General features: G+C 53.4%; 19 protein-coding genes and 1 riboswitch. Of the genes, 9 read left to right on the top strand and 10 right to left on the bottom strand.

The window, feature by feature from the left end; genetic code table 11:
* Positions 1-8 precede the first annotated feature (8 nt).
* The gene (locus H924_RS06795) at positions 9-1325 is read right to left on the bottom strand and encodes a class I SAM-dependent methyltransferase (protein WP_015651220.1); all 1317 of its coding nucleotides are present in this window, start codon (positions 1323-1325) and stop codon (positions 9-11) included.
* A 374-nt stretch (positions 1326-1699) separates the two neighbouring features.
* On the opposite strand from H924_RS06795, the gene H924_RS06790 reads away from it, so the two are divergent.
* The 3 genes from H924_RS06790 to H924_RS06780 all read left to right on the top strand — a co-directional run bounded on the left by H924_RS06790 (position 1700) and on the right by H924_RS06780 (position 6331).
* A complete protein-coding gene (locus tag H924_RS06790) occupies positions 1700-3100 on the top strand; it encodes an NAD(P)/FAD-dependent oxidoreductase (RefSeq protein WP_015651219.1) in 1401 nt (466 codons plus the stop codon).
* Between the two features lie 93 nt (positions 3101-3193).
* Positions 3194-3304, top strand: a riboswitch (TPP riboswitch).
* Complete coding sequence (gene thiM, locus H924_RS06785; protein WP_015651218.1) at positions 3295-4101, top strand: hydroxyethylthiazole kinase; 807 nt, start codon at positions 3295-3297, stop codon at positions 4099-4101. (Overlaps the previous riboswitch by 10 nt.)
* A 1-nt stretch (position 4102) precedes the next feature.
* Positions 4103-6331, top strand: a complete 2229-nt coding sequence (locus tag H924_RS06780; protein WP_015651217.1) for a bifunctional hydroxymethylpyrimidine kinase/phosphomethylpyrimidine kinase — start codon at positions 4103-4105, stop codon at positions 6329-6331.
* A 96-nt stretch (positions 6332-6427) separates the two neighbouring features.
* On the opposite strand, the gene H924_RS06775 is transcribed toward H924_RS06780, so the two are convergent.
* The 4 genes from H924_RS06775 to H924_RS06760 all read right to left on the bottom strand — a co-directional run bounded on the left by H924_RS06775 (position 6428) and on the right by H924_RS06760 (position 9072).
* Positions 6428-7171 carry an ABC transporter permease gene (locus H924_RS06775; RefSeq protein WP_015651216.1) on the bottom strand — a complete coding sequence of 248 codons (744 nt, stop codon included), beginning with the start codon at positions 7169-7171 and terminating at the stop codon, positions 6428-6430.
* Positions 7168-7920: an ABC transporter ATP-binding protein gene (locus H924_RS06770; RefSeq protein WP_015651215.1), complete on the bottom strand. Its 753-nt coding sequence runs from the start codon at positions 7918-7920 to the stop codon at positions 7168-7170. Before H924_RS06770 ends, H924_RS06775 begins: the two co-directional genes overlap by 4 nt.
* A gap of 39 nt (positions 7921-7959) precedes the next feature.
* Positions 7960-8544 (bottom strand): class I SAM-dependent methyltransferase, encoded by a 585-nt coding sequence (locus H924_RS06765; protein WP_015651214.1) that lies wholly within the window; start codon positions 8542-8544, stop codon positions 7960-7962.
* A 63-nt stretch (positions 8545-8607) separates the two neighbouring features.
* Positions 8608-9072 (bottom strand): PaaI family thioesterase, encoded by a 465-nt coding sequence (locus H924_RS06760; RefSeq protein ID WP_015651213.1) that lies wholly within the window; start codon positions 9070-9072, stop codon positions 8608-8610.
* Between the two features lie 139 nt (positions 9073-9211).
* Between H924_RS06760 and gndA the strand changes: the two genes are divergently transcribed.
* The 6 genes from gndA to H924_RS06730 all read left to right on the top strand — a co-directional run bounded on the left by gndA (position 9212) and on the right by H924_RS06730 (position 17043).
* The gene (gene gndA, locus H924_RS06755; protein WP_015651212.1) at positions 9212-10666 is read left to right on the top strand and encodes an NADP-dependent phosphogluconate dehydrogenase; all 1455 of its coding nucleotides are present in this window, start codon (positions 9212-9214) and stop codon (positions 10664-10666) included.
* A gap of 110 nt (positions 10667-10776) precedes the next feature.
* Positions 10777-12162: a DEAD/DEAH box helicase gene (locus H924_RS06750; protein ID WP_015651211.1), complete on the top strand. Its 1386-nt coding sequence runs from the start codon at positions 10777-10779 to the stop codon at positions 12160-12162.
* A 45-nt stretch (positions 12163-12207) separates the two neighbouring features.
* Entirely contained in the window at positions 12208-13590 is a 1383-nt protein-coding gene (locus tag H924_RS06745) for a hemolysin family protein (RefSeq protein WP_015651210.1), read from the top strand.
* A 20-nt stretch (positions 13591-13610) separates the two neighbouring features.
* A complete protein-coding gene (locus tag H924_RS06740; RefSeq protein WP_282101577.1) occupies positions 13611-14651 on the top strand; it encodes a hemolysin family protein in 1041 nt (346 codons plus the stop codon).
* 10 nt (positions 14652-14661) lie between these two features.
* Positions 14662-15561, top strand: a complete 900-nt coding sequence (locus tag H924_RS06735; protein WP_015651208.1) for a hypothetical protein — start codon at positions 14662-14664, stop codon at positions 15559-15561.
* A gap of 96 nt (positions 15562-15657) precedes the next feature.
* A complete protein-coding gene (locus tag H924_RS06730; protein ID WP_029703318.1) occupies positions 15658-17043 on the top strand; it encodes a vWA domain-containing protein in 1386 nt (461 codons plus the stop codon).
* 87 nt (positions 17044-17130) lie between these two features.
* On the opposite strand, the gene H924_RS06725 is transcribed toward H924_RS06730, so the two are convergent.
* The 5 genes from H924_RS06725 to secA2 all read right to left on the bottom strand — a co-directional run bounded on the left by H924_RS06725 (position 17131) and on the right by secA2 (position 22212).
* Positions 17131-17706 carry a MerR family transcriptional regulator gene (locus tag H924_RS06725; protein WP_015651206.1) on the bottom strand — a complete coding sequence of 192 codons (576 nt, stop codon included), beginning with the start codon at positions 17704-17706 and terminating at the stop codon, positions 17131-17133.
* A gap of 126 nt (positions 17707-17832) precedes the next feature.
* The gene (locus H924_RS06720; RefSeq protein ID WP_015651205.1) at positions 17833-18462 is read right to left on the bottom strand and encodes a bifunctional nuclease family protein; all 630 of its coding nucleotides are present in this window, start codon (positions 18460-18462) and stop codon (positions 17833-17835) included.
* A 7-nt stretch (positions 18463-18469) separates the two neighbouring features.
* Positions 18470-19213: a transcriptional regulator FtsR gene (gene ftsR, locus H924_RS06715; protein WP_015651204.1), complete on the bottom strand. Its 744-nt coding sequence runs from the start codon at positions 19211-19213 to the stop codon at positions 18470-18472.
* A gap of 137 nt (positions 19214-19350) precedes the next feature.
* Positions 19351-19782, bottom strand: a complete 432-nt coding sequence (gene odhI, locus H924_RS06710) for an oxoglutarate dehydrogenase inhibitor Odhl (protein ID WP_015651203.1) — start codon at positions 19780-19782, stop codon at positions 19351-19353.
* 138 nt (positions 19783-19920) lie between these two features.
* Positions 19921-22212 (bottom strand): accessory Sec system translocase SecA2, encoded by a 2292-nt coding sequence (gene secA2, locus H924_RS06705; protein ID WP_015651202.1) that lies wholly within the window; start codon positions 22210-22212, stop codon positions 19921-19923.
* Positions 22213-22307 lie beyond the last annotated feature (95 nt).

The raw sequence follows: 22307 nt of genomic DNA, 5'->3' as shown, positions 1-22307 counted from the left end.
TTTTTAAACTAGCGACGCCCGCGTCGATTCCGGGTGGTTAAAGCAAATTGCACGGCATCTAGACAGCCCAGTCTTAACAAGGCTTCAATCAAGGCATAGTGATAAATCCACATGCGGCGGTAGACGGCATCAAAGCCATCTGCTGCTGCTTCTCGCGATTGGCCCTCAAAAACCTCCCGCTGCAATTGCACACTTCTTAAATAGTGGCCTGCAAAATGGGTTTCTTTTACTACTCGCAAGGAGGATTCACGGTCCACCAGCTGATGGACATCTTCCACCGTGGGGTATTTCAACGCTGGCCAAATATAGGCCTTAAGCATTGAAATTGCCTCAGTACCCACCACTCCTAATTGCTCGGTAGCCACCAAAGATTGCAATGCTACGTGACCACCTGTGGTCAAAAGGCGGTCCAAGCTGCGCACATATCGCTTGGCTCCGGATGCGCCAACCACCTCTAGTTTTTCCATGGACACAATGGAGTCATAGTGCCCTTGCCAATCTCGTTGGGTAGGGATTGCCTGCGGGATAACCTCCACCTGGACGTCATTTTCCACGCCGGCTAGAACCAAGGTTTCCTGCAGTCCACGAATCTGCTGGGGGTCAGCAGTGAGGGAATCAACCGTTGCTTGTCGACGCGCCGCCATGATTGCCACTGCCCCGCCGCTGCTAGGAAACTCCAGTACATGGGATCCAGCTTTAACTCGGGCACTATCAAGCAGGGTGGCCACTGCACGTCGCTGGGCTTCACCAAGGTCATCTCTTTCCACCGCAACAGGATCCGAGATCCGCGTGATATCCACAAAGTGGGTACCGGGTTCCCTATTACGACCAGCACCTGGCACAAAGCTCTTTACCGCAGTTCTTAAAGTGGTTGGCACTCCTGAGGCAAAAATTCCGCCAAAGGCGCTCATGCCGTCCCCAGAACTGAGCCGGATTAGTTCATGTGGCAGTGCGCCGCCATTATCTACTTGTTGACCAGGCAGATGGAAGGCGGAACTAAGTCGGCCCCGCGGGCGATAACCCACGCTTAATAACGCAACCAAAACATCGGAAAGCTTCTCTGTACGCCACTCGCCTGCCATATAACTTTCGGCAAGACCGAGCCATCCAGTGGTGGCAAGACGCGAAAATAACTCTTCATGGTCAATTGTGAGATCGGGCGCATTTCCAACTAATACCAAACCCGCGTTTTCACATGCTTTGGCGAACCTCGCTTCGGCTTGGCGAGCACGTATTGCAATGAATGCGGAGGCCGGTACCGTAGCCACTCCCGGCCACTGTTCGATATCAATTGATTCCAGATGGCGCAAACGTGCCTCTACCATACGTTTTGTGCACCTCCGAGGGCATAAATTCACAAGACCAAAAGTTAAGAAAATTATCTCTCATGCAGTGTACTTGTGCTTAGCTAAACTCCGGCGCAGGCGCGTCGAAATAAACATTAGAAAGACATCTCTAGAAGTCTTCAAAATAGACGTGACATATCTCATCTTTAAGGGCATACTGGTTCAAAGTGAGTGCGAATACCACACAATTTCTGCCTAACAGACAGTGAATTTAGACCCGATCCTGTTTGTTTCCGTGGGAAGGACTATTGTTTAACAGGTACGCGCCACTTCTTTTTATGGCAGCGCCCAAACAACTGCAAACTCAGCGCAGACTCTCATCTGTACAAAACGATCAGGAGACTTTGACAACTATGTCAGTAAACCCATCCCGCCCCGAAGGCGGCCGTCACCACGTCGTCGTCATCGGTTCTGGTTTCGGTGGCCTTTTCGCTGCTAAAAACCTAGCCAAGGCCGACGTCGATGTCACTCTGATTGACCGTACCAACCACCACCTCTTCCAGCCTTTGCTGTACCAGGTGGCAACCGGCATCCTTTCTTCCGGTGAGATCGCACCTTCCACCCGACAGATCCTTGCTAAGCAGGAAAACGTCAACGTTATCAAGGGTGAAGTTACCGATATCAACACCGAGTCCAAGACTGTGACCGCTTCCCTCGGCGAGTACACCCGCGTCTTTGAATATGACTCTCTTATCGTGGGCGCTGGCGCTGGCCAGTCTTACTTCGGCAACGATCACTTCGCAGAGTTCGCTCCAGGCATGAAGTCCATCGATGACGCACTTGAGCTGCGTGCTCGCATTGTCGGCGCTTTTGAGCGTGCAGAGATCTGTGAAGATCCAGCTGAGCGCGAGCGCCTGCTGACCTTCGTTGTTGTCGGTGCAGGTCCTACCGGTGTTGAGCTGGCTGGCCAGTTGGCTGAAATGGCTCACCGCACCCTTGCTGGTGAGTACAAGAACTTCAACACCAACTCCGCAAAGATCATCCTTCTTGATGGTGCTCCTCAGGTGCTGCCACCATTCGGTAAGCGTCTGGGCCGCAATGCACAGCGCACCCTGGAGAAGATCGGCGTTAACGTTCGCCTGAACGCTATGGTTACCAATGTTGACGCTAAGTCCGTCACCTACAAGACCAAGGACGGCGAAGAGCACACCATCGAGTCCTTCTGCAAGATCTGGTCCGCTGGTGTGGCAGCTTCCCCACTGGGCAAGCTCATTGCTGAGCAGACCGGTGTTGAGACCGACCGCGCAGGCCGCGTTATGGTTAACGACGACCTCTCCGTTGGTTCTGAGAAGAACGTCTTCGTTGTTGGCGACATGATGAACTACAACAACCTTCCAGGTGTTGCACAGGTTGCAATCCAGGGTGGCGAGTACGTCGCAGAGCAGATCGCCGCTGAGGTTGAGGGTCGCTCCAACACCGAGCGTCCAGCATTCGAATACTTCGACAAGGGCTCCATGGCAACTGTCTCCCGCTTCTCCGCAGTGGTGAAGCTGGGCAAGATCGAGGTCACCGGCTTCATCGGTTGGGTTCTTTGGTTGGCAGTTCACCTTATGTTCCTCGTCGGCTTCCGTAACCGTTTTGTCTCCGCAATCAGCTGGGGCCTAAACGCTACTTCTCGCAACCGTTGGAACCTGGCTACCACCCGCCAGCAGCTGCACGCTCGTACTGCGCTTTCCAAGCTTGCAAACGATCACGCAACTGATAATGATCAGCCAATCGAGCTGCGCGACACCCACCGTTTTGGTGCCAAGTAAGCTCTAAAGACCTAAGATAAGCGCCTCCTGATTACTTAGGAGGCGCTTTTTTGTGCCTTGTGACAGCGCCCACAAGGACCTTTGCTAGGGTAACTATCAGGCACGGGGTGCCGGGCTGCAGCTCATTGTGCAGCGCGGCTGAGATAAGACCCGTTGAACCTGCTCTAGCTCGTACTAGCGAAGGGATGGCCCATATGGCTGACTCATATCTATCTGCACTTAATATCCTGAGAGAAACCACTCCCCTGGTTCAATGTTTGACCAACGCCGTGGTCATGCAATTTAGCGCCAATGTTTTGCTTGCCGCGGGAGCCTCACCAGCCATGGTGGATACTCCAGCAGAATCTGCAGAATTTGCCCGCATTGCCAATGCAGTGCTGATTAATCCAGGCACACCCTCCACTGAGCAATATCAAGGTATGCACAATGCCATTGCCGGTGCGCAGGCTGCTGGTACACCGTGGGTATTGGATCCTGTTGCTGTTGGTGGTCTTTCCCAACGTACAGAATTTGCAGCGGGTGTCGTCGAAAAGCACCCCACGGCAATCCGTGGCAACGCCTCCGAGGTTGTGGCACTGGCAGGGTTGGGCGCCGGTGGGCGCGGAGTTGATGCCACCGACACCGTCGAAGCCGCCCTGGAGGCAGCTCAGCTCCTTGCCCAGCGCACCGGTGCGGTGGTGGCAGTTTCTGGCGCGGAGGACCTCATTGTTTCCACCGAGCGCACCACCTGGTTGCGATCCGGCGATCCGATGTTGCAATTGGTTATTGGCACAGGTTGTTCCCTCGGCGCCCTGGTCGCCGCTTATCTAGGCGCTACCCGTGGCACGGACATCTCCGCCCACGACGCTGTTTTAGCAGCTCATGCCCACATTGGTGCGGCGGGCCAACTTGCCGCGCAGCGTAGTTCTAGCCCAGGCAGTTTTGCGGTGGCATTTATTGATGCCCTTTATGAGCTAGATTTCGCAACAATTGCCACCCTGTGCAGCATTCGAGAGGCCTAAAATGACCGATTTTTCCCTATATCTAGTTACCGACCCTGACCTCGGCGGAGGCGCGGACAAAGTAGCCGGCATCGTCGAATCCGCCCTTAAGGGCGGGGTGTCAGTGGTACAGCTAAGAGACAAGCTTGTCGACGACAACCTCTTTAGAACCCATGCACAAGAACTTCAAGAAGTCTGCTCCCGTTTTCAGGTGCCGCTATTTGTTAATGATCGGGTAGACATCGCGGCAGAACTTGGATTGCACCTCCATATTGGACAAGAAGATATGTCCTATGTACAAGCCCGTCAGCGCCTGGCAGCAGATCTCATGGTGGGTCTTAGCATTGAAAATATAAGCCAATTGCAGCAGGTTATCGCACAATGTGAAGCCGCAGGTGTGGCTCTGCCAGATGTCATTGGCATCGGCCCGGTTCGCGCAACAGCAACTAAACCGGATGCTGCTCCTGCTTTGGGGATAACCGGAGTAGCAGAAATTGCTGCGCTGGCTAAACGTGCTGGTATTGCTTCTGTGGCTATCGGCGGAGTCAAGCTAGACAACGCTGCAGACTTGTCCGAAACTGACATCTCGGGGCTTTGTGTGGTTTCTGAAATCATGACAGCACTTTCTCCGGCAGCGGCGGCAACAGAAATTCTTCACACATTCCGGGCTCATCGTTCCCCTGCTGTGCCACGGGTTCTTACCATTGCGGGAACTGATCCCACCGGTGGAGCTGGAGTACAAGCAGATCTTAAGTCCATTGCTGCCGCGGGCGGTTTTGGTATGTCTGCAATTACTTCCCTGGTAGCCCAAAACAACCACGGTGTCAGCGCGATCCACACTCCGCCTCTGGATTTTCTGGAGCAGCAGTTTGATTCAGTCTTTTCAGACGTTGTAGTTGATGCCATCAAGATTGGCATGTTGGGCTCAGCTGCCACCATCGCGGTGGTATCGCGCTGGTTGGAAAGCCAGGAACATGGTCCAGTGATTCTTGATCCTGTCATGATCGCGACCAGCGGTGATCGGCTATTAGACCCGGCTGCTGAGCAATCTTTGCGGGAATTAGCTCACCAGGTTGATGTAATCACCCCCAATATTCCAGAGCTCGCGGTGCTGTGTGATAAACCGGCGGCCACTACTTTGGAAGCAGCAATTGCCCAAGCACAAGAATTTGCAGCTGCTTATAACACCACCGTCATTGTCAAGGGCGGTCACCTTAAAGGCAGCAATGCAGATAATGCCGTAGTCCATCCCGACGGCCAGGTTTTTGAGGTGGAAAATTGGCGAGTACACACTCACAACACCCATGGCACTGGGTGTTCGCTCTCTGCAGCCTTAGCTACCCGCATTGCTGCTGGCCACACCGTTGAGTCTGCCTTGGAATGGGCTACCCGTTGGCTTAATGAGGCACTACGTGGTGCCGATGCCCTGCATGTGGGATCAGGCAATGGCCCGGTTGATCACTTCCATGCCCAACGACGCCTAATTGCAGCTGCCGATACCACCCCCTGGGAGCATTTGCGCCAACCGCGGTTAAATGGCAACGGTCCAGACGCCCTAGTTGCACCGGCTAAAACTAAAAGCCCAACCTCCCATATTGCTGCAGCAGGTCCATATACCGCAGCTTTGTGGCAAGCAAGTGGCGATATTATTGCCAAAATCAATGACTCAGGCTTTATTAAAGGCTTGGGCAGTGGCTCCCTTGCAGCCCGTGACTTCCGCTTTTATATTGACCAAGACGCCCAATATCTCTCCCAATATTCCCGCGCCCTAGCAGGTCTTTCCGCTAAAGCACCCGATGCTGCAGCTCAAGTGGCCTGGGCACAGGGCGCTGCGGAATGCCTCATTGTGGAAGCTGAATTGCACCGCAGTTACTTGGGCGGAAAGGACGACGCCGAAAGCTCAGCACCTTCACCTATCACAATGGCCTATACAGATTTCCTGCTGGCTCGCGTGATGGACCAGGATTATGTCATCGGTGCAGCAGCCGTATTACCTTGTTATTGGCTCTATGCCGAGATCGGACTTAATCTCGCCGCACAAAATCACCCTGACCACCCCTATCATGCATGGTTGGATACCTATTCCAGTGAGGAATTTATTGCCGGCACCCAAGCCGCAATCAACCGCGTGGAACAAGCACTGGAGCAAGCTGGGCCAGCACAACGAGTAACAGCTGCACGCGCCTTTTTGAGCGCCTCTATGTACGAGCTGGAGTTCTTTGATCAAGCCACTCGCGTGGGCTGGATTTAAGTCCTGATACTAAAATAACCCGGCGCGCCACAACTGCAGTGCGCGCCGGGTTTTCTGGTGGGCACATTTCTGGTGGCTGTTGCTAGCGCCTTTGATCTAGCGTCTTTGACGAGGCATGGACAACGCTGCGATCAGGAGGAAGACCAGGGCAAAGCTGAAGCAAATAAGGATGTTTTTACTAACGTCGGTGCCGGCGCCATTATCGGCTGCCCCTAATGCGGCGTCTACTGCATATGACAGCGGGAGCATATTGGAGATCCAATATAAGGCGGTTGGGAGTTCACTCCGAGGTATTAATAGTCCGCAGAGTAAAAATTGCGGGAGGATTAGTAAGGGCAGCGTTTGGATGGCTTGGAATTCGCTGCTGGCGAAGGCTGAGCTGAGAAGGCCGAGGGCGACACCGGTGATGCCGGTTATGGCTGCGATGAGGGTTGAGATCCACCAGGGGGCTTGGCTTTCTACGTTGAGCAGATAGCGCAGGGTGAGCACCATGATCAGTGATTGGGCGCTGGCCATTATTGCGAAGGCGATGGCGTATCCGGCGATGAGGTCAAAGCGGTGGATTTTGGTGGTCCAGAGCCTTTCTAGGGTGCCGGCGTTTCTTTCCCTTTGCATGGTTACTGAAGTGACCAGGAACATGAGCATGAGTGGGAAGACTGCTGTCATCACGGTGGCTATGGAGTTAAACATTTGTTTGCGGATGGGGTCTGCTGAGTACATATAGGCAAATAAGGACATAAGCAGCACCGGTGCCAGCAGAATGAGTGCTAGTGAGCGTTTATCGGCGAATAGTTGAGCTAGCACCCTGATAATGGTGGCCCTGAGGTAGGTGGGGTTCATGGCAGATCCTGGGTGGCGGTGGCTGCAATTGCTATCCGAAAAGCGTCTTCATAGCTGGTTGCTTTGGTGCTCTCCAGAAGTTGGATGGGTGTTCCCTGCCAGATGATCTGCCCTGCCCGCATGAGGATGAGGTTGTCGCAGCGTGCTGCTTCTTCCATGACGTGGCTGGAGATGATGAGGGCTGCCCCGGCGCGGGCAATGTGATGGAATTCTTCCCAGAGGGCGCTTCTGGTAAGTGGGTCTAGTCCTACGGTGGGTTCATCCATCACCAATAGGTGTGGTGCGGCGATTAGTGCGCAGCCGAGTGAGACTCTGCTTTGTTGGCCTCCGGAGAGCTCGGAAACTTTGCGATTGGCAAAGTTGTCTAGCTCCAGGGTGTGCATGATCTGTGCCGGGGTCAGCGCGGTTTGTGGGGCGAGTTGTGCGAAGTATCGGAGGTTGGCTTTAACGCTGAGGTCTTGGTAGACGCTGGCGTTTTGGGTGACGTATCCAATTTTGCCGCGAATTGCAGAGCTTCCGGGTGTGGCACCAAGAACCTCTAGTTCGCCTCTAAAGCGTTGGACACCGACGATGGTGCGCATCAGGGTGGTTTTGCCGCAGCCTGAGGGGCCAAGTAGTCCGGTGATCTCCCCCGGCGCGATCTGGAAGCTGAGGTTGCGGAGGATGTGAGTGCGGTGTCTGGTGCCCAGGGAAACGTTAAGCCCGCGCGCGGTTACTGCGCGCGGGCTTACCCCTGTTGAGGTGGTCATAGTGGTTAATCTACGCTGCCGATAAAGGGGCAACAAGGGTTATTTCTTGGTGAAAACCGCCACTAGGAAGGTGGAATCTGGGGTGAATGGATGAAGTTCCCAGGACTCAAAGGCGTTTTCTAGTTCGAGGCCTACTTCTTCTGCTTGGGTGAGGAAGTCTCCAAAGGCCCAGCCACGTCCGGCGCCGTAGCCGATAACGGCGCGACCGGTGGTTGATAGTGCGTTGTGCAGGTTTTTGAGTGCTGGAGTGCGCCCTTCTGGTGCTAAAAAGCCCATCACATTGCCGGCGCTGACGATGAGGTCAAAGTTGTCATCGGGAATGGGGTCGGTGGAGAGATCACCAACAATCCATTGGGCCTGCGGGTTTTCGGTTCGTGCGTGGTTGATGAGGATGGGATCAATGTCTACACCGAGGACGTGGTGTCCTTGGTTGGCCAGGTATCCGCCAATACGTCCCTGCCCACAGCCGGCGTCGAGGATTTTGGAGCCACGTTGTGCCATGGCGTCGATAAGGCGTGCTTCGCCGTAGATGTCTTCGCCTGCATCCTTCATATCACGCCAGCGTTGGGCGTAGTTTTCGGAGTGGGCGGGGTTGTTGGAGGTTATTTCTTTCCAGGTAGCCATAGGTTCCGAGTATAAGCCGTGGTGCTTTGCGACGCCCTCCCGCCGCGGGAGTGCAGATAGGTGCTAGCGCTCGAGCACCATGGTGCGCAGGGTGGTTCGGGCGACGAGTTCACCGCGGTGGGTGCACAGTACTTGCCAGACTTGGGTGCGGCCGCCTACTTGGATGGGTGTTGCTTCGGCAACGATGACACCGGAGCGGACTGAGGAGATGAAGTCGGTGTTGTTGTTTACGCCGACTACAACTTTTCCAGGGGCTGCCACCATGCCAGCAACTGAGGCAGTGGATTCTGCGATGGAGGCATAAACGCCACCATTGACGAGTCCTACTACTTGGAGGTGCTTGGAGTTAACGTGGAGTTCGCTAATAACCTTGCCTGGTTCAATGGAGGTGTAGCGCAGCCCGAGGTTTCTATCGAGTCCAACGTTGAGGTTGTTGAGTTCTTCCAATTCATCGTTGGTGAGGGCTCGGGTGGCTGCACGGGAGGCAAGGGAAAAGAGATCCATTGGTGGTTCCTGGTGTCCATTCATATTTTTAACCTTAGCCTTCGAAAATTATTGAGCAATAAATAGGTGTTTATCTGGACAAACACTTTCACAATCCAAATGATCACACCTTTTAATGGGATCTGGCTGACAGTCAGCTTCATGGTCAAGTACGATCTAGGGCATGACTAATGCAGATAACCTCGCTCAGATTGGCGTTGTGGGCCTCGCGGTAATGGGCTCCAACCTCGCACGTAACTTCGCACGCAACGGCCACACCGTCGCCGTCTACAACCGCAGCACCGACAAAACCGATAAGCTCATCGCCGATCACGGTTCTGAAGGAAATTTCATCCCTTCTGCAACTGTCGAGGAATTTGTTGCATCTTTGGAAAAGCCACGTCGCGCGATCATCATGGTCCAGGCAGGTAACGCTACCGATGCCGTCATCAACCAGCTCGCAGACGCCATGGAAGAAGGCGACATCATCATCGATGGTGGTAACGCTCTCTACACCGACACTATTCGTCGCGAAAAGGAAATCGCTGCTCGCGGTCTGCACTTTGTCGGTGCTGGCATCTCCGGCGGCGAAGAAGGCGCACTAAACGGCCCTTCCATCATGCCTGGTGGTCCTGCTGAGTCCTACAAGTCCTTGGGCCCACTCTTGGAGTCCATCGCAGCAAACGTTGATGGCACCCCTTGCGTAACCCACATCGGACCTGATGGCGCTGGCCACTTTGTCAAGATGGTTCACAATGGCATCGAATACGCCGATATGCAGGTTATTGGCGAGGCCTACCACTTGCTGCGTTATGCCGCAGGCATGGAGCCAGCCGCAATCACAGAGGTGTTCAAGGAATGGAACGCCGGCGACCTGGATTCCTACCTCATTGAAATCACCGCTGAAGTGCTCTCTCAGGTAGATGCCGAAACCGGCAAGCCTTTGATCGATGTCATCGTTGACGCTGCAGGACAAAAGGGCACCGGTCGCTGGACCGTCAAGGCTGCTTTGGACCTGGGCATTGCCACCACCGGCATCGGCGAGGCTGTTTTTGCACGTGCACTATCTGGTGCTGCAAGCCAGCGCGCTGCAGCTCAGGGCAACCTGCCTACCGGCGAGCTCACCACCCTGGAAGCTCTTGGCGTGGATAAGGATCAGTTTGTTGAGGATGTACGCCGTGCGCTCTACGCCTCCAAGCTGGTTGCATATGCACAGGGCTTTGATGAGATCAAGGCTGGTTCCGATGAGAACAACTGGAATGTTGACCCTCGTGACCTCGCTACCATCTGGCGCGGTGGCTGCATCATCCGCGCTAAGTTCCTTAACCGCATCGTTGAGGCCTATGACGCTAACGCTGAGCTAGAGTCCCTGCTGCTTGACCCTTACTTCAAGGAAGAACTCACCGGACTGGTTGATTCCTGGCGCCGCGTGGTAGTTGCTGCAACCCAGCTTGGTCTGCCAATCCCAGTATTTGCTTCCTCCCTGTCTTACTACGACAGCCTGCGTGCTGAGCGTCTGCCAGCTGCCCTGATTCAGGGTCAGCGCGACTTCTTCGGTGCACACACCTACAAGCGCGTCGACAAGGACGGCTCCTTCCACACCGAGTGGTCCGGAGATCGCACCGAGTCTGAGGCTTAAAACTTAAAAAGCTTTTCGACGCCCGCCCCCGCCGCGCACCTTGAGTGCTGCGGCGGGGGCTTCGTCGAAAAGCGGTGTTTTTGCTCTGGTAGGACTACTGTTGTTTATTAATGACTACATTTTTAGAACTTAATCTTCCCGAGGAGATCGTCCGGGAACTTCGTGGCCAAGGAATTACTGAAGCATTCCCCATTCAAGAAGCCGCCATCCCCGATGCACTCGCTGGAAAAGATGTGCTGGGACGTGGCCCAACCGGCTCCGGAAAAACCTTCACCTTCGGCCTGCCCATGATCACTCGTTTGGCTAAATCCGGCGCTTCCAAGCCCGGTCGCCCCCGCGGACTTATCCTGGTCCCCACCCGTGAACTCGCAGCTCAGGTCCGTGAACGCCTGGCAGATCCCGCCCGCGTTATGGGACTGCGCACCCTGGAAGTTGTCGGCGGTGTCAACATCAACCGCAACATCACCGCACTTGCTTCCCCCGTTGACATTTTGGTGGCCACCCCAGGTCGCGCCCAAGACTTGGTCAACCAAAAGAAGCTTTCTTTGGCTGCAGTGGAAATCACCGCACTTGATGAAGCCGACCAAATGGCTGATATGGGCTTCTTGCCACAGGTAAAAAAGCTCATGGATCTCACCCCTGCAAAGGGACAGCGTTTGCTGTTTTCCGCCACCCTTGACGGAGATGTGAGCAAATTGGTTGATCGTTATATGCACAAGCCGGTCACACACTCCACCGCACCGGTACAGGCGTCTGTGGACACCATGGAGCACTACCGTCTGCTGGTTGGTAGCCGCGATCCTCGCAATGAAGTAATCACTCGCATTGCTGCCCGCGAAGGCAAAACCATCATGTTCATGCGTACCAAGCATGGAGTTGACCGTCAGGTAAAGAAACTGCGTCGCGAAGGAATCAACGCAGTGGGCATTCATGGTGATAAGGGCCAGAGCACCCGCACTAACGCACTTGCTGGATTCTCTGATGGTTCCATCTCCGTATTGGTAGCTACTGACATCGCCGCTCGTGGCATCGACGTTGACGATGTTTCCTTGGTGGTTCACGTTGATCCACCTGCTGAGCACAAGGCTTACCTACACCGCGCGGGTCGTACTGCACGCGCTGGAACTTCCGGTACAGTAGTGACACTGGTAACCGATGATCAGATCAAGGAAGTCCGCGAACTTTTCAAAAAGGCAGGCGTTGAGGCTGCTGAAGTTAAGGTTCACAAAGATTCCCCTGAGCTGGCTAAGATTACTGGTGCACAGCGCCCTTCCGGCACTCCGCTCGCCGTCCCCGGACAGCAACAGCAACAGCCAAAGAGGGTACAAAAAAATACTCACAACCGTTCTGACAGCAAGGGTTCCACCAGGAATCCCCGTCGTAAAGCAACCAGCGGAAAACGCAGCGGTGGCACTGGTGGTAGCGCAAGCTCCACTGGCGGAAACCGCAATGGTTCACGGCGTCAGACTTCAAAGAAAGATGGTCCCCGGAGCTAAAACCTCTTAGGCTTTGTCTAAGGGCATAATGCTCAACATACGCCAATGGACATACTCATAAGCATCCTCTCACTGCTAGGTTTTGTGCTTCTCACAGCCAGTACAGGTCTTTTTGTCGGCATCGAGTTTGCACTCACCGGTCTAGAAAAATCCACTGTTGAAACCCACGTTAAACAAAAGGGCGATGGCAGCGCCCGTGCAGTGCAGAGGGACCACCAAAATCTGTCTTTCGTGCTATCTGGAGCCCAGCTCGGCATCACGATTACCACCCTGGCTACCGGCTTCCTTGCCGAACCAGTGTTGGCAAAATTTATCACCCCATTATTGGAACTCACTGGTTTAAGTGCTTCCGCCACCACCGCCATCGCCATGATCATTGCCCTAATTGTTGCAACTGTATTGTCAATGGTTTTTGGCGAACTTGTGCCAAAAAACTGGGCCATTACCAATCCCCTTAGTGTGGCTCGATTCGTGGTCCACCCGGTCAACGTATTTAATACTGCGCTTAAGCCTTTTATTAAAGGCATGAACAAGTCTGCAAACTTTATTGTGCGCAAAATGGGCATTGAACCTGCAGAGGAACTAGCCTCGGCGCGTTCCGCACAGGAACTTACCGCCCTGGTACGTAGTTCCGCAGAAAGCGGCGGGCTTGATCAAAACACCGCTGAAGTAATTAACCGCAGCCTGAAATTTGGTAACGCCACCGCAGATGAATTTATGACACCACGTTCCACCATCGAATCTCTTAAGGCTACCGATACCGTCAATGACCTAATCGAGCTTGCATTAGAGACTGGCCATTCCCGTTTCCCGGTGACTGAAGGCGATCTTGATGACACCATCGGAATGGTCCATATTAAGGACGCTTTTTCTGTGGTGCGCGAAGAACGCGCCACCACCATGGTGCGCGATCTGGCCCGTAAAATCCCGGTCGTCCCCGCCAGCCTTGATGGTGACGCCGTCCTTAACGCAGTGCGCTCTGCCGGCTCCCAGGTGATTCTTATCGCCGATGAATACGGCGGCACTGCAGGTTTGGTCACCATCGAAGACGTCGTGGAGGAAATCCTCGGCGAAATCCATGATGAGCACGATGATTCAGATGCCGAACGTGATTTCCAACAATTCGGCGCCAGCTGGGAAGTATCCGGCTTGGTCCGTACCGATGAATTGGAACAACGCGTAGGTTATGTCTCCCCCGAAGGTCCTTTTGAAACCCTTGGCGGTTTGATCATGTACTCCATGGGCCAAATCCCTCGAGTTGGAGACGTCACTTTGCTTCCGCTGACCGATACCCCATCCATGGATGAATTTGAGTCAGGCTTTTCCGGGCGCTGGATTGCGCGCGTAACCGTAATGGAGGACCGCCGCATTGATAAGGCCGTTTTGACCCCCATCACCCACGAAGAAGCAAAGGAGTATGAAAAGTGAGCATCGGGCTAACCATCCTCATGGTCCTTGCGCTACTTGCAGCTAACGCATTTTTTGTTGCTGCCGAGTTCGCACTCATCTCCTCGCGCCGAGACCGCTTAGACTCCCTAGTTTCCCAGGGCAAAAAAGCTGCAGAAAAAGTTCTTTATGCCACCGAGCACCTCTCTATCATGCTGGCAGGCGCACAGTTCGGCATCACCCTATGTTCTTTGTTGCTAGGTAAAGTTGCAGAACCGGCAATCGCGCACTTTATTGAAGAACCTTTTAAGGCCTTTGGTGTTCCAGCGGACCTTATTCACCCCATCTCCTTTGTCATCGCCCTCGGAATTATCACCTGGCTACACATCCTCTTTGGTGAAATGGTGCCAAAAAACATTGCCATCGCAGGCCCTGAAACCCTGGCAATGTGGCTAACTCCAGTTCTCATCATGTTTGTCAAGATCACTCGACCATTAATTGAGTTTATGAACTGGATTGCCCGCATTACCTTAAAAGCCTTTGGGGTCGAGCAAAAAGACGAGCTAGATTCCACCGTGGACCCAGAGCAGCTGGCCTCGATGATCTCCGAATCACGTTCTGAAGGACTCCTTGACGCTGAAGAGCATGCACGTTTGTCCAAGGCCCTACGTTCTGAGCACCGCTCCATTAAGGAATTAGTTATCCGCGATGAAGATGTACGCTCCCTTGACTTTGGTCGCTCCGGACCAACTTTGATGGAATTGGAGGAAGCTGTCCGCGAAACCGGTTTCTCCCGCTTCCCGGTCGCTGGCCGCGATGGTTCCTATTTGGGTTATATTCACATCAAGGATATTTTGCCGCGTTTGGCAGATCCTAAGATGGACCCCCATGAAATCATCCCGCGTACCGCGCTGCGTCCTTTGGTTAACGTTGATGCCGATGGTCTCATGGACGATGTGCTGGACTTTATGCACCACCGTTCCGCCCACATGGCCCAAGTACGCCAGCGCGGTGAACTACTCGGTGTGATTACCCTAGAAGATCTCATCGAAGAATATGTGGGCACCGTCAACGACTGGACCCACGAAAGCACCACAGAGTAAAGAAAAGATTGTGTTAGACTCCCTCACCTTAAGCTACCTCGATAAGGCTGAGTGGACGGAACAAGCCCGCGCTCACCAAGCGCGGGCTGATTCGTTCACCAAGGCTCATCTGGCGCGTCGACAAGCTCATATCAAGCACCCCGTATTTGATTTCCTCTTCGAGTACTACCCGGTGCGCGCCGCGCACCTTAAAACCTGGCATCCGGGGCTTGGCGTGCGGCTAGAAGAACCAGCCCCACATACCACTCAGCGTTTTTATAAGCTTGTCGACGAAACCCCGCAGCATCCGGCGGGAGTAGAACTCGATCTTGCCGCTTTTATGGAACGTCGGGGCTCTTCAGTGCGCTATATCCATGAGTTGCTCTCAGCTACCGAAACTAATCACGCCCAATTTGATTGTTTTGGACTGCATGAATGGGCCATGGCTTATAAGTCAGATAATCTGCGCCATGATCTTCCTCTACGCTTAGGAGCTGCGGAAACAGACCGCGTGGTGGAATCGCACAATATCAAATGCACCCACTTTGACGCATTTAGATTCTTCACCGAGCCTGCAATCCCACTTAACCTCACGGTTTTAACCCGAGAAGATCAACCCAAAAACGATCAATGCGGTTGTTTGCACGCCAATATGGACCTTTATAAGTGGGCTGCCAAGCTTGGTCCATTGATTCCTGGCGATCTATTCCTCGATGCCTTTGAACTAGCTCGTGATACTCGCATCTTGGATATGGAGGCTTCACCCTATGATGTGCGCGGTCATGGCTTTGGAGCCGTTGCTATTGAAACCCCTGAGGGCAAAGCAGAATATGTGGCTCGACAGCGAGCCATTTCAGAACGCGCAAAACCCATTCGAGCTCGGCTTGTCTACCTCACATCACAAGCTTTAGCAGCTAAACTTTCAGACTAGTTCACCCCATGTACGTTTTTTGAGCGAGGGAGTACCGTGGCACGACATTCCAGCGGACAATCGAATTTTAGATTGTCTAAATCTTTGACCATCGCAGTGATCGCCATTGTGGCCATCATTGCCCTGATCGTGGCCTGGGCTCTCAATCGCTCGGATAACACCACAAACCAAGCTGCTGAAACCACCCAGGAATGTGTGTCCGGCGAGCTCTCTTTGCCAATCGGAGGAGATAGCTCCGCCGTTGCCAGTGCTGTCGAAACCTTTAATGCCTCCTCCCCTGTCACTCGCGATTATTGCGTCACCGCAGAGGCCGTCAGCGGTGAACAACCCGCCGCAACTTATCTCTTTGCAGGTTCACGCACCGATGCAGCAAGCGCTCTGGCGGAAACTGGTGCAGTGGCCAGTTCCGCTGAAGATAGCTGGCCACAGGTTGGCTCCGTAGCAGCAGGCATTGCAGTAGCTGCCGGCACTGATGCCTCCAACATCACCCTGGATCAGGTCAGCCTGCCGGTTGCCACGGATTCAGCAACCGCCGCTGCCGTTGCCTTGGCAATGGCTGATACTGAGGAGGCTGCAGCTGCAGCTTTGGCAGCCAACCAAGACACCACCATGACCGGTGCAGAAAGCTCCCCCGCTTTTGCCACCATCGAAGGTGCTGAGCTGCCTGAGGGATATACCTTCACCGCAGTTGATGGAGCCAGTGTTCCGGTATGGGCAATTGCAACCAATTCCAACGCTGAAATCACTGAGGATCAGGCCCGCGCCGGGGCAGATTTTGCCGCTGCAGATTTTGAGTCCGGCGCCGCTGATCCGGCAGCCCTGGAATCCGTCTTGGTCGCAGCTGAAAGTGCTGCACCAACCACAACCACCGAAGCTCCCGCAGCACCTGTAGCAGCTGCCCCAGCTCCTTCCGATACCATCATTAACCTTGATACCTCCTCCAATATGGACCGAGTGGTTAGCGACAGCCAGGAGTCCTATCACACCGTTATCACTCGTATCTTGGCTGATCTTGCCCGTGAAACTGGTGCCCAGGGTAACCAAGTAGCGCTTAATAACTACTCTTCCCCTCTTAATCCTGGTGTCACCAAGGGCTGGCGTGCCAATGTGTCTTTCCCTGATCAGTCCGCTGGTGAAAATGCCGCCGGTGCAGTGGTACGCCTGGGCACTGGTGGTGTTCCACTAACCCGTGCCTCAGTGGTCGCAGCTACTCAAATTGCCAAGGAGGGCTCCCCTGCAGGGCAGCCTATACGCGTTGTTATTGTCACCTCAGGATCTGCGGGCGAATATCAGGACTCAAGCTTCCTTGCTGATCTAGAAGCTGCCTCAGCGTCCAATATCTCCTTGCATGTGGTGCACGTTGGCCCGGATGCGGTAGATACTGTGCTCCAGGACTTTGCAACCAGCCACGGCGGCACTGCAACTCAGGCAAGTACTGTCGATGAGATCAACGCAGCTTTGCGCGCTGCCTTTGGTCTCTAGGCCACGGCCTTTAAAACACAACTAACCCCCTGTGAGAGAAGTTCGGAGGATTTCTCCCACAGGGGGTTTAAAAGTTTTTGCTAGGCCTTAGGAGGTACGACGATTGCGACGGGCTGCTAGCTCATCTTGAAAATTGATGGGCTCTGCCTGTAGGTGCTCGTCAATACGCTCTGAAGGGAAGGCAGAAATATCGCCGGTGAGTTCCTTCATGATGCCAGGCACAGCAATACCAAATACGCCCTGGCCACCACCGAGGAGGTCAATAACCTCTTCATTGGAACGGCATTCATACACTGTGGTGCCATCAGAGACCAGGGTGATCTCGGCGAGGTCATTGGTGCCGCGGTCGCGCAGCTTATCGACGGCTAAACGAATGTTCTGCAGTGAAATACCGGTATCCAGCAAACGCTTAACAATCTTTAGGACCAAAATGTCCTTGAAGGAATATAGACGCTGGGATCCCGAGCCACGGGCACCACGAATGGAAGGCACCACAAGTTTGGTGCGTGCCCAATAATCCAGCTGGCGGTAAGTAATACCGGCCACCTGGCAGGCGGTTGGAACTCGGTAGCCAACTTCTTCGTCGGGACCGACCTCAAAAAGAGAGCCTTGTACGGGTGATCCGGTATAAAGCTCTTCCTGATAATTATTATCTTCGTACACTGATGTCTCCGATACTTCAGTGATGACGTGGCCTAAACCACGTCAGTGTGAGTTTTAAACGTGTAACTTATCTTTAAGTCTGGCCTCTAGCCTAGACCAGAGTCAAGTAAATGTCCTCAGACACGCCTAAAAGTCAGGTTTGTCATCGGTGTCAAAGCCTGGTTTAGAACCTGGTTCTTCTTCACCGCCGGCAAAACCATCGCCTTTAAAAAGATCATCTTCTGATACACCAAGGCTTTGCATAAGCTGCTGAAAATCGGCATCTGCCTGGGCATCTCCCGAAGCTGACTCGGGCACAATGATCTCTTCCACGTCTGCACGATCAATCACGATGCCGAAATTGGCTTCCAAATCCTCATCATTGATAAAGATCGCAGTTTGCTGCAAAATTTCTTCATCAATAGAGATGGGAACTTCCAAAAGTTCAGCGAGCATAATGATATCGCTTGGGCGCGCATCAAATTCTTCACCTTCAGAAGTGATAATTGAGGCCATATACACGCCCTCAAAATGCGAGACAATACGCAAGTCACTCACCCAGGGGGTAAGGCGTTGGAAAGCCTCCGCAAGAAGTTCATGTGCAGTGGGACGACGCGGGCTAAATCCAGCCTGATAAGCCTGGATCTTTAAGGCGTCTTCTGGATCAATCCAAACGGGCAAGATCTTATTACCCTGATCCCACCGGAAAAGTGCGCAGGTAAATCCATCTGGTTCCATGGTGTGAATGCCATGGAATTCAAGCTCAATAAAACTCATGTATAAATCAGTATCCCAGCTGTTCGCGAGTGGCGTTTTTGACCAAAGAGGCGTGCATGGAGACTACCAAAGAACACATCTGCTGTGCCATTTCCTCGGCCTGCTGCTGCGCTACATCACTTTTGCCACGAGCAATTGGATCAGCAACTTGAGCAATTAAATCGGCCTGACGGGAAGCTGCATTGCTCAAAGATTTCAGACTACGAATGTCAAAGCCCATATCTTTGAGCGCACTGGCAGTGCTGACAATCATGACATCATCATTGGTGAAAAAACCGGCCACATCAGGTTTGATGAGGCGAGCAGTAACCAACTCAGCAACGCTTTTGACGCTCACACCGGCTTGTTCTGCTACATCAGTATCAGTCAGGCGGGTGATTGCGGGAGCCTGGAATTTTTCTGGGCTTACCAGCGGCTGAGCAGAATGCGGATTTAGGATCGCAGTGACAGAGCCATTGTCCATGGCTTCTAGTTGCTCACGGATGACCTTCAAGGGAAGGTAATTATCACGCTGGGTGAGCAGGATATAACGCAGTCGATCGACATCAGCTTCAGTGAAGCGTCGATAACCTGAAGAGGTGCGTTCCGGGCTGATCAGCCCCTCAGATTCTAGGAACCTGATTTTGGAAACTGTAACATCGGGAAACTCGGCATTTAAGCGCTCCAGAACCACTCCAATGGACATGGTCTTGCTCTTTTTTTGCGGGTGGGCTTTGGTGCCACCAGATGCTGTTTTACGGAGTGCGCTCACGATGCTGCTGCTACCTGCTGTGGACTAATGGGGTGGAAGATGGACAATTTAAAAATGTATACGCAAAGCGGTTGCAGGATCGTTAATCTTGCAACCGCAATGGGTAAACACACTAAAAAATATTGTAAAAATATTTCTTATTCTGCTGGACCTGCGAGGAAAACCAAACGGAACTTACCAATTTGGATTTCATCACCGGTCTGCAAAACCTGAGCATTACGTGGCTCGCGGTTAACGTAGGTTCCGTTGAGGGATCCGACGTCTACAACCTCAAATTCGCCATCATTGATGCGGAATTCTGCATGGCGGCGAGAAACGGTGACATCGTCAAGGAAGATATCACTTTCTGGGTGGCGGCCAGCAGTGGTGGTTGGCTGATCCAGAAGGAATCGAGCGCCTGCATTTGGGCCACGCTTAACTACCAAAAGGGCAGAACCTGCAGGAAGGTTCTCCGCACCAGTGGAGGCAGGAGCCGTGTTAGTGCTCGACTCCATTTCCTTCAACAAATCAGCGCGGAAAACCGAGGTGGTCTCTACCTGTGGCTCCGGCGTGCCGGTGTTGTCGCTCATTGAATTTCCTCCGTGTCGACATTGTTCTTAACGATGTTCATCATAGCCCCTGTAACGATGTGAAGTGCGGAGCTACCCTCCCCTAATGTGGGGAAAATCTAAGTAAATCGCTGTGAACAGGGGTTTTAAAATTAGGGTTTAACGAAAGATATTGCCAATTCCTCTGATAACCGAGTTTCCAGTCCCTGCCAAGGGGTTGTCGGAAACCATGTAGGTCCACGTTGCTGAAGGCCGTGCAAGACCAGATTCATCAAGGTGAGCGCCATCTTTATCAATGGTTATGGTTTTAAAGGTGGAGACTGCATCATCTACTGCACGCTGTGCCAGCTCCTTAAACTCGCGTACTGCAATACGATGATATTCGTCCAATGGAGTTTCACGCGCAATAGCACGCAAATGAATAGACTCACGTACGTCATCCATCAAGGCCAAGTGCTCAGACCAGTTGAAATCCAAGTGGTAGAGCATAATCTCGCGTGCTGCTTGTTCAAGCACCTCTGGGTCAAGGACGGCAAGTTCAGCAGCTCGCTCCCCTGCGCGTTCCCGCAGTTCTTCCCATGCGAGGTTGCTGTCTAGAATACGATCGCGACGCTCATCGATAATGACGCGCTGATCAGCAAGTAACTTATTGTACTTCCAGCTTTGGGAATGGATTTCCAGGAGTTGCCCCTCCGTCACGCGTTGGCAGTGAGCCACCCAATCTCGAATTCGATTGGAATCAATGAGACCCTGGGCATCAGGCTGCGCAGACACGCTTTCCCCAGAACCGCCAGCAACAACGACATCATCTTCCAAAGAGACAAAGAATAGGCTCAAGCCTGGATCTCCCTGGCGGCCGGCACGACCTCGCAGCTGATTATCAAGACGTGCGGAACGGTGACGCGCAGTTCCAATGACCGCAAGGCCACCAAGTTTAACTACCTCGTCATAGTCGGCTTCATCGGCGCCACCGAGGCGAATATCGGTACCACGACCGGCCATTTGGGTAGATACGGTAACGCGCCCAATATCGCCAGCCTCGGCAATGATACGAGCTTCTTGAGCGTCGTTTTTAGCGTTGAGCACGCTTACTTCAATGTCACGTTCACGCAAGGCAGCAGCGAGCTCTTCAGATTCCGCTACATCATGGGTGCCCACCAACACTGGTTGACCGGTGCTGTGTAGCTGCGTAATTTCCTCAATAATCGCACGGTTCTTTTCAGCCATGGTGGCATAAATGCGATCGGCTTCATCAAAACGCTGCAGCGGATGATTTCTTTCAATTACCGAAACATGCAGGTCATAGAAGGTTCGAAGCTGATCAGTGGCCTCGACCGCGGTACCGGTCATGCCACAAGCCATGGGATAGCGACCAATTAATGCCTGCAAGGTGATGGTATCGAGGATCTTTCCGCCTTCGGATACGGCGAGGCCTTCTTTGGCCTCTACTGCCGCCTGCAAACCGTCAGGCCAGCGCTGAAGATCAGCCACCCGGCCGCGGGAGGCGTCGATAAGCATAACCTTGCCCTCGCGCACGATGTAGTGGATATCACGCAACAACAACGCTTGGGCGTGCAGCGCCAGGTTGACCTGAATCAGCGTGGAACCTACGTGCTCGTCATCATAAAGGCTGCTAATGCCCAATTGGGTTTCCAATTTTGCCGCGCCCTTGTCAGTAAGGAACACATTGCGACGATCATCGTCGACGGTGTAGTCCTCATTTTCCTTTAAGGTACGCACCACATCAGTGATTTTGCCCCGCGGGGCATGCCCCGGTTGGTTACCGGCAAGGACGAGTGGCACCAACGCCTCGTCGACAAGCACGGAGTCAGCCTCATCAATAATGGCAACGTCAGCGCCGTGTTGCACGGCGTCTTCGCGCCGGGTAATAAGCTGATCACGCAGCACGTCAAAGCCGATTTCATTGACCGGACCGTAGACAATCGACGCTTTATAAGCTTCTCGACGCTGCGTAGGTGTCATTTTCTCACTGATACTGGCAACGCTCAGTCCAAAAAATTCCACCAGTGGACGCATCCATTCAGCATCGCGCACCGCCAAATAATCATTAACGGTGATGGAATGAACTGTTTTGCCCATCAAGCCAAGACCGGTGGCAGCCATCGCGCCAACCAAGGTTTTTCCTTCGCCAGTGGCCATATGCACCACGTCACCTTCAATAAGGCGCAGTACTGCTTGAGATTGCACGGCAAAAGGCTTTAGCCCCAAGGTGCGCTGGGCTGCGATACCCAAAATGGCCAGGAATTCAGCTTGATCACTAATTTCCCCGCCTTCAGCCAAAGCTCGCGCCCGTGCTGCCAGTGCAGCATTATCTAGGGCTTCAAGATCGCTAAAGTGAGATTCAGCTTGATCAACAATTGCCAAGCTCCGCTTTTGGTTGCGGCTGGACTTTCCGCCAAGCGCTTTCCAAAACCAGTCAAAACCGGCCACTGTTATACCTCCGGTGAGCTAGATGGATTCATCTCTCCCACCCTACTCAATCTCACCTTGCTCAATCTTTTGGGTGACCCAGGTTGCAACAGAGG

Origin of the sequence: Corynebacterium callunae DSM 20147, assembly GCF_000344785.1 — a bacterium.
Taxonomy (GTDB): Bacteria; Actinomycetota; Actinomycetes; order Mycobacteriales; family Mycobacteriaceae; genus Corynebacterium; species Corynebacterium callunae.
Note: the sequence above shows the minus strand (reverse complement) of the source record. Positions and strands in the feature narration are given on the sequence as shown.

Excerpts from the sequence above, each read along its gene's own strand:
- H924_RS06790 (WP_015651219.1), top strand. The coding sequence starts at position 1,700 with ATGTCAGTAAACCCATCCCGCCCCGAAGGCGGCCGTCACCACGTCGTC.
- H924_RS06770 (WP_015651215.1), bottom strand. The coding sequence starts at position 7,920 with ATGACCACCTCAACAGGGGTAAGCCCGCGCGCAGTAACCGCGCGCGGG.
- thiM (WP_015651218.1), top strand. The coding sequence starts at position 3,295 with ATGGCTGACTCATATCTATCTGCACTTAATATCCTGAGAGAAACCACT.
- H924_RS06760 (WP_015651213.1), bottom strand. The coding sequence starts at position 9,072 with ATGAATGGACACCAGGAACCACCAATGGATCTCTTTTCCCTTGCCTCC.
- H924_RS06750 (WP_015651211.1), top strand. The coding sequence starts at position 10,777 with ATGACTACATTTTTAGAACTTAATCTTCCCGAGGAGATCGTCCGGGAA.
- H924_RS06780 (WP_015651217.1), top strand. The coding sequence starts at position 4,103 with ATGACCGATTTTTCCCTATATCTAGTTACCGACCCTGACCTCGGCGGA.
- H924_RS06740 (WP_282101577.1), top strand. The coding sequence starts at position 13,611 with ATGGTCCTTGCGCTACTTGCAGCTAACGCATTTTTTGTTGCTGCCGAG.
- H924_RS06795 (WP_015651220.1), bottom strand. The coding sequence starts at position 1,325 with ATGGTAGAGGCACGTTTGCGCCATCTGGAATCAATTGATATCGAACAG.
- gndA (WP_015651212.1), top strand. The coding sequence starts at position 9,212 with ATGACTAATGCAGATAACCTCGCTCAGATTGGCGTTGTGGGCCTCGCG.
- H924_RS06765 (WP_015651214.1), bottom strand. The coding sequence starts at position 8,544 with ATGGCTACCTGGAAAGAAATAACCTCCAACAACCCCGCCCACTCCGAA.
- odhI (WP_015651203.1), bottom strand. The coding sequence starts at position 19,782 with ATGAGCGACAACACCGGCACGCCGGAGCCACAGGTAGAGACCACCTCG.
- H924_RS06775 (WP_015651216.1), bottom strand. The coding sequence starts at position 7,171 with ATGAACCCCACCTACCTCAGGGCCACCATTATCAGGGTGCTAGCTCAA.
- H924_RS06720 (WP_015651205.1), bottom strand. The coding sequence starts at position 18,462 with ATGAGTTTTATTGAGCTTGAATTCCATGGCATTCACACCATGGAACCA.
- H924_RS06745 (WP_015651210.1), top strand. The coding sequence starts at position 12,208 with ATGGACATACTCATAAGCATCCTCTCACTGCTAGGTTTTGTGCTTCTC.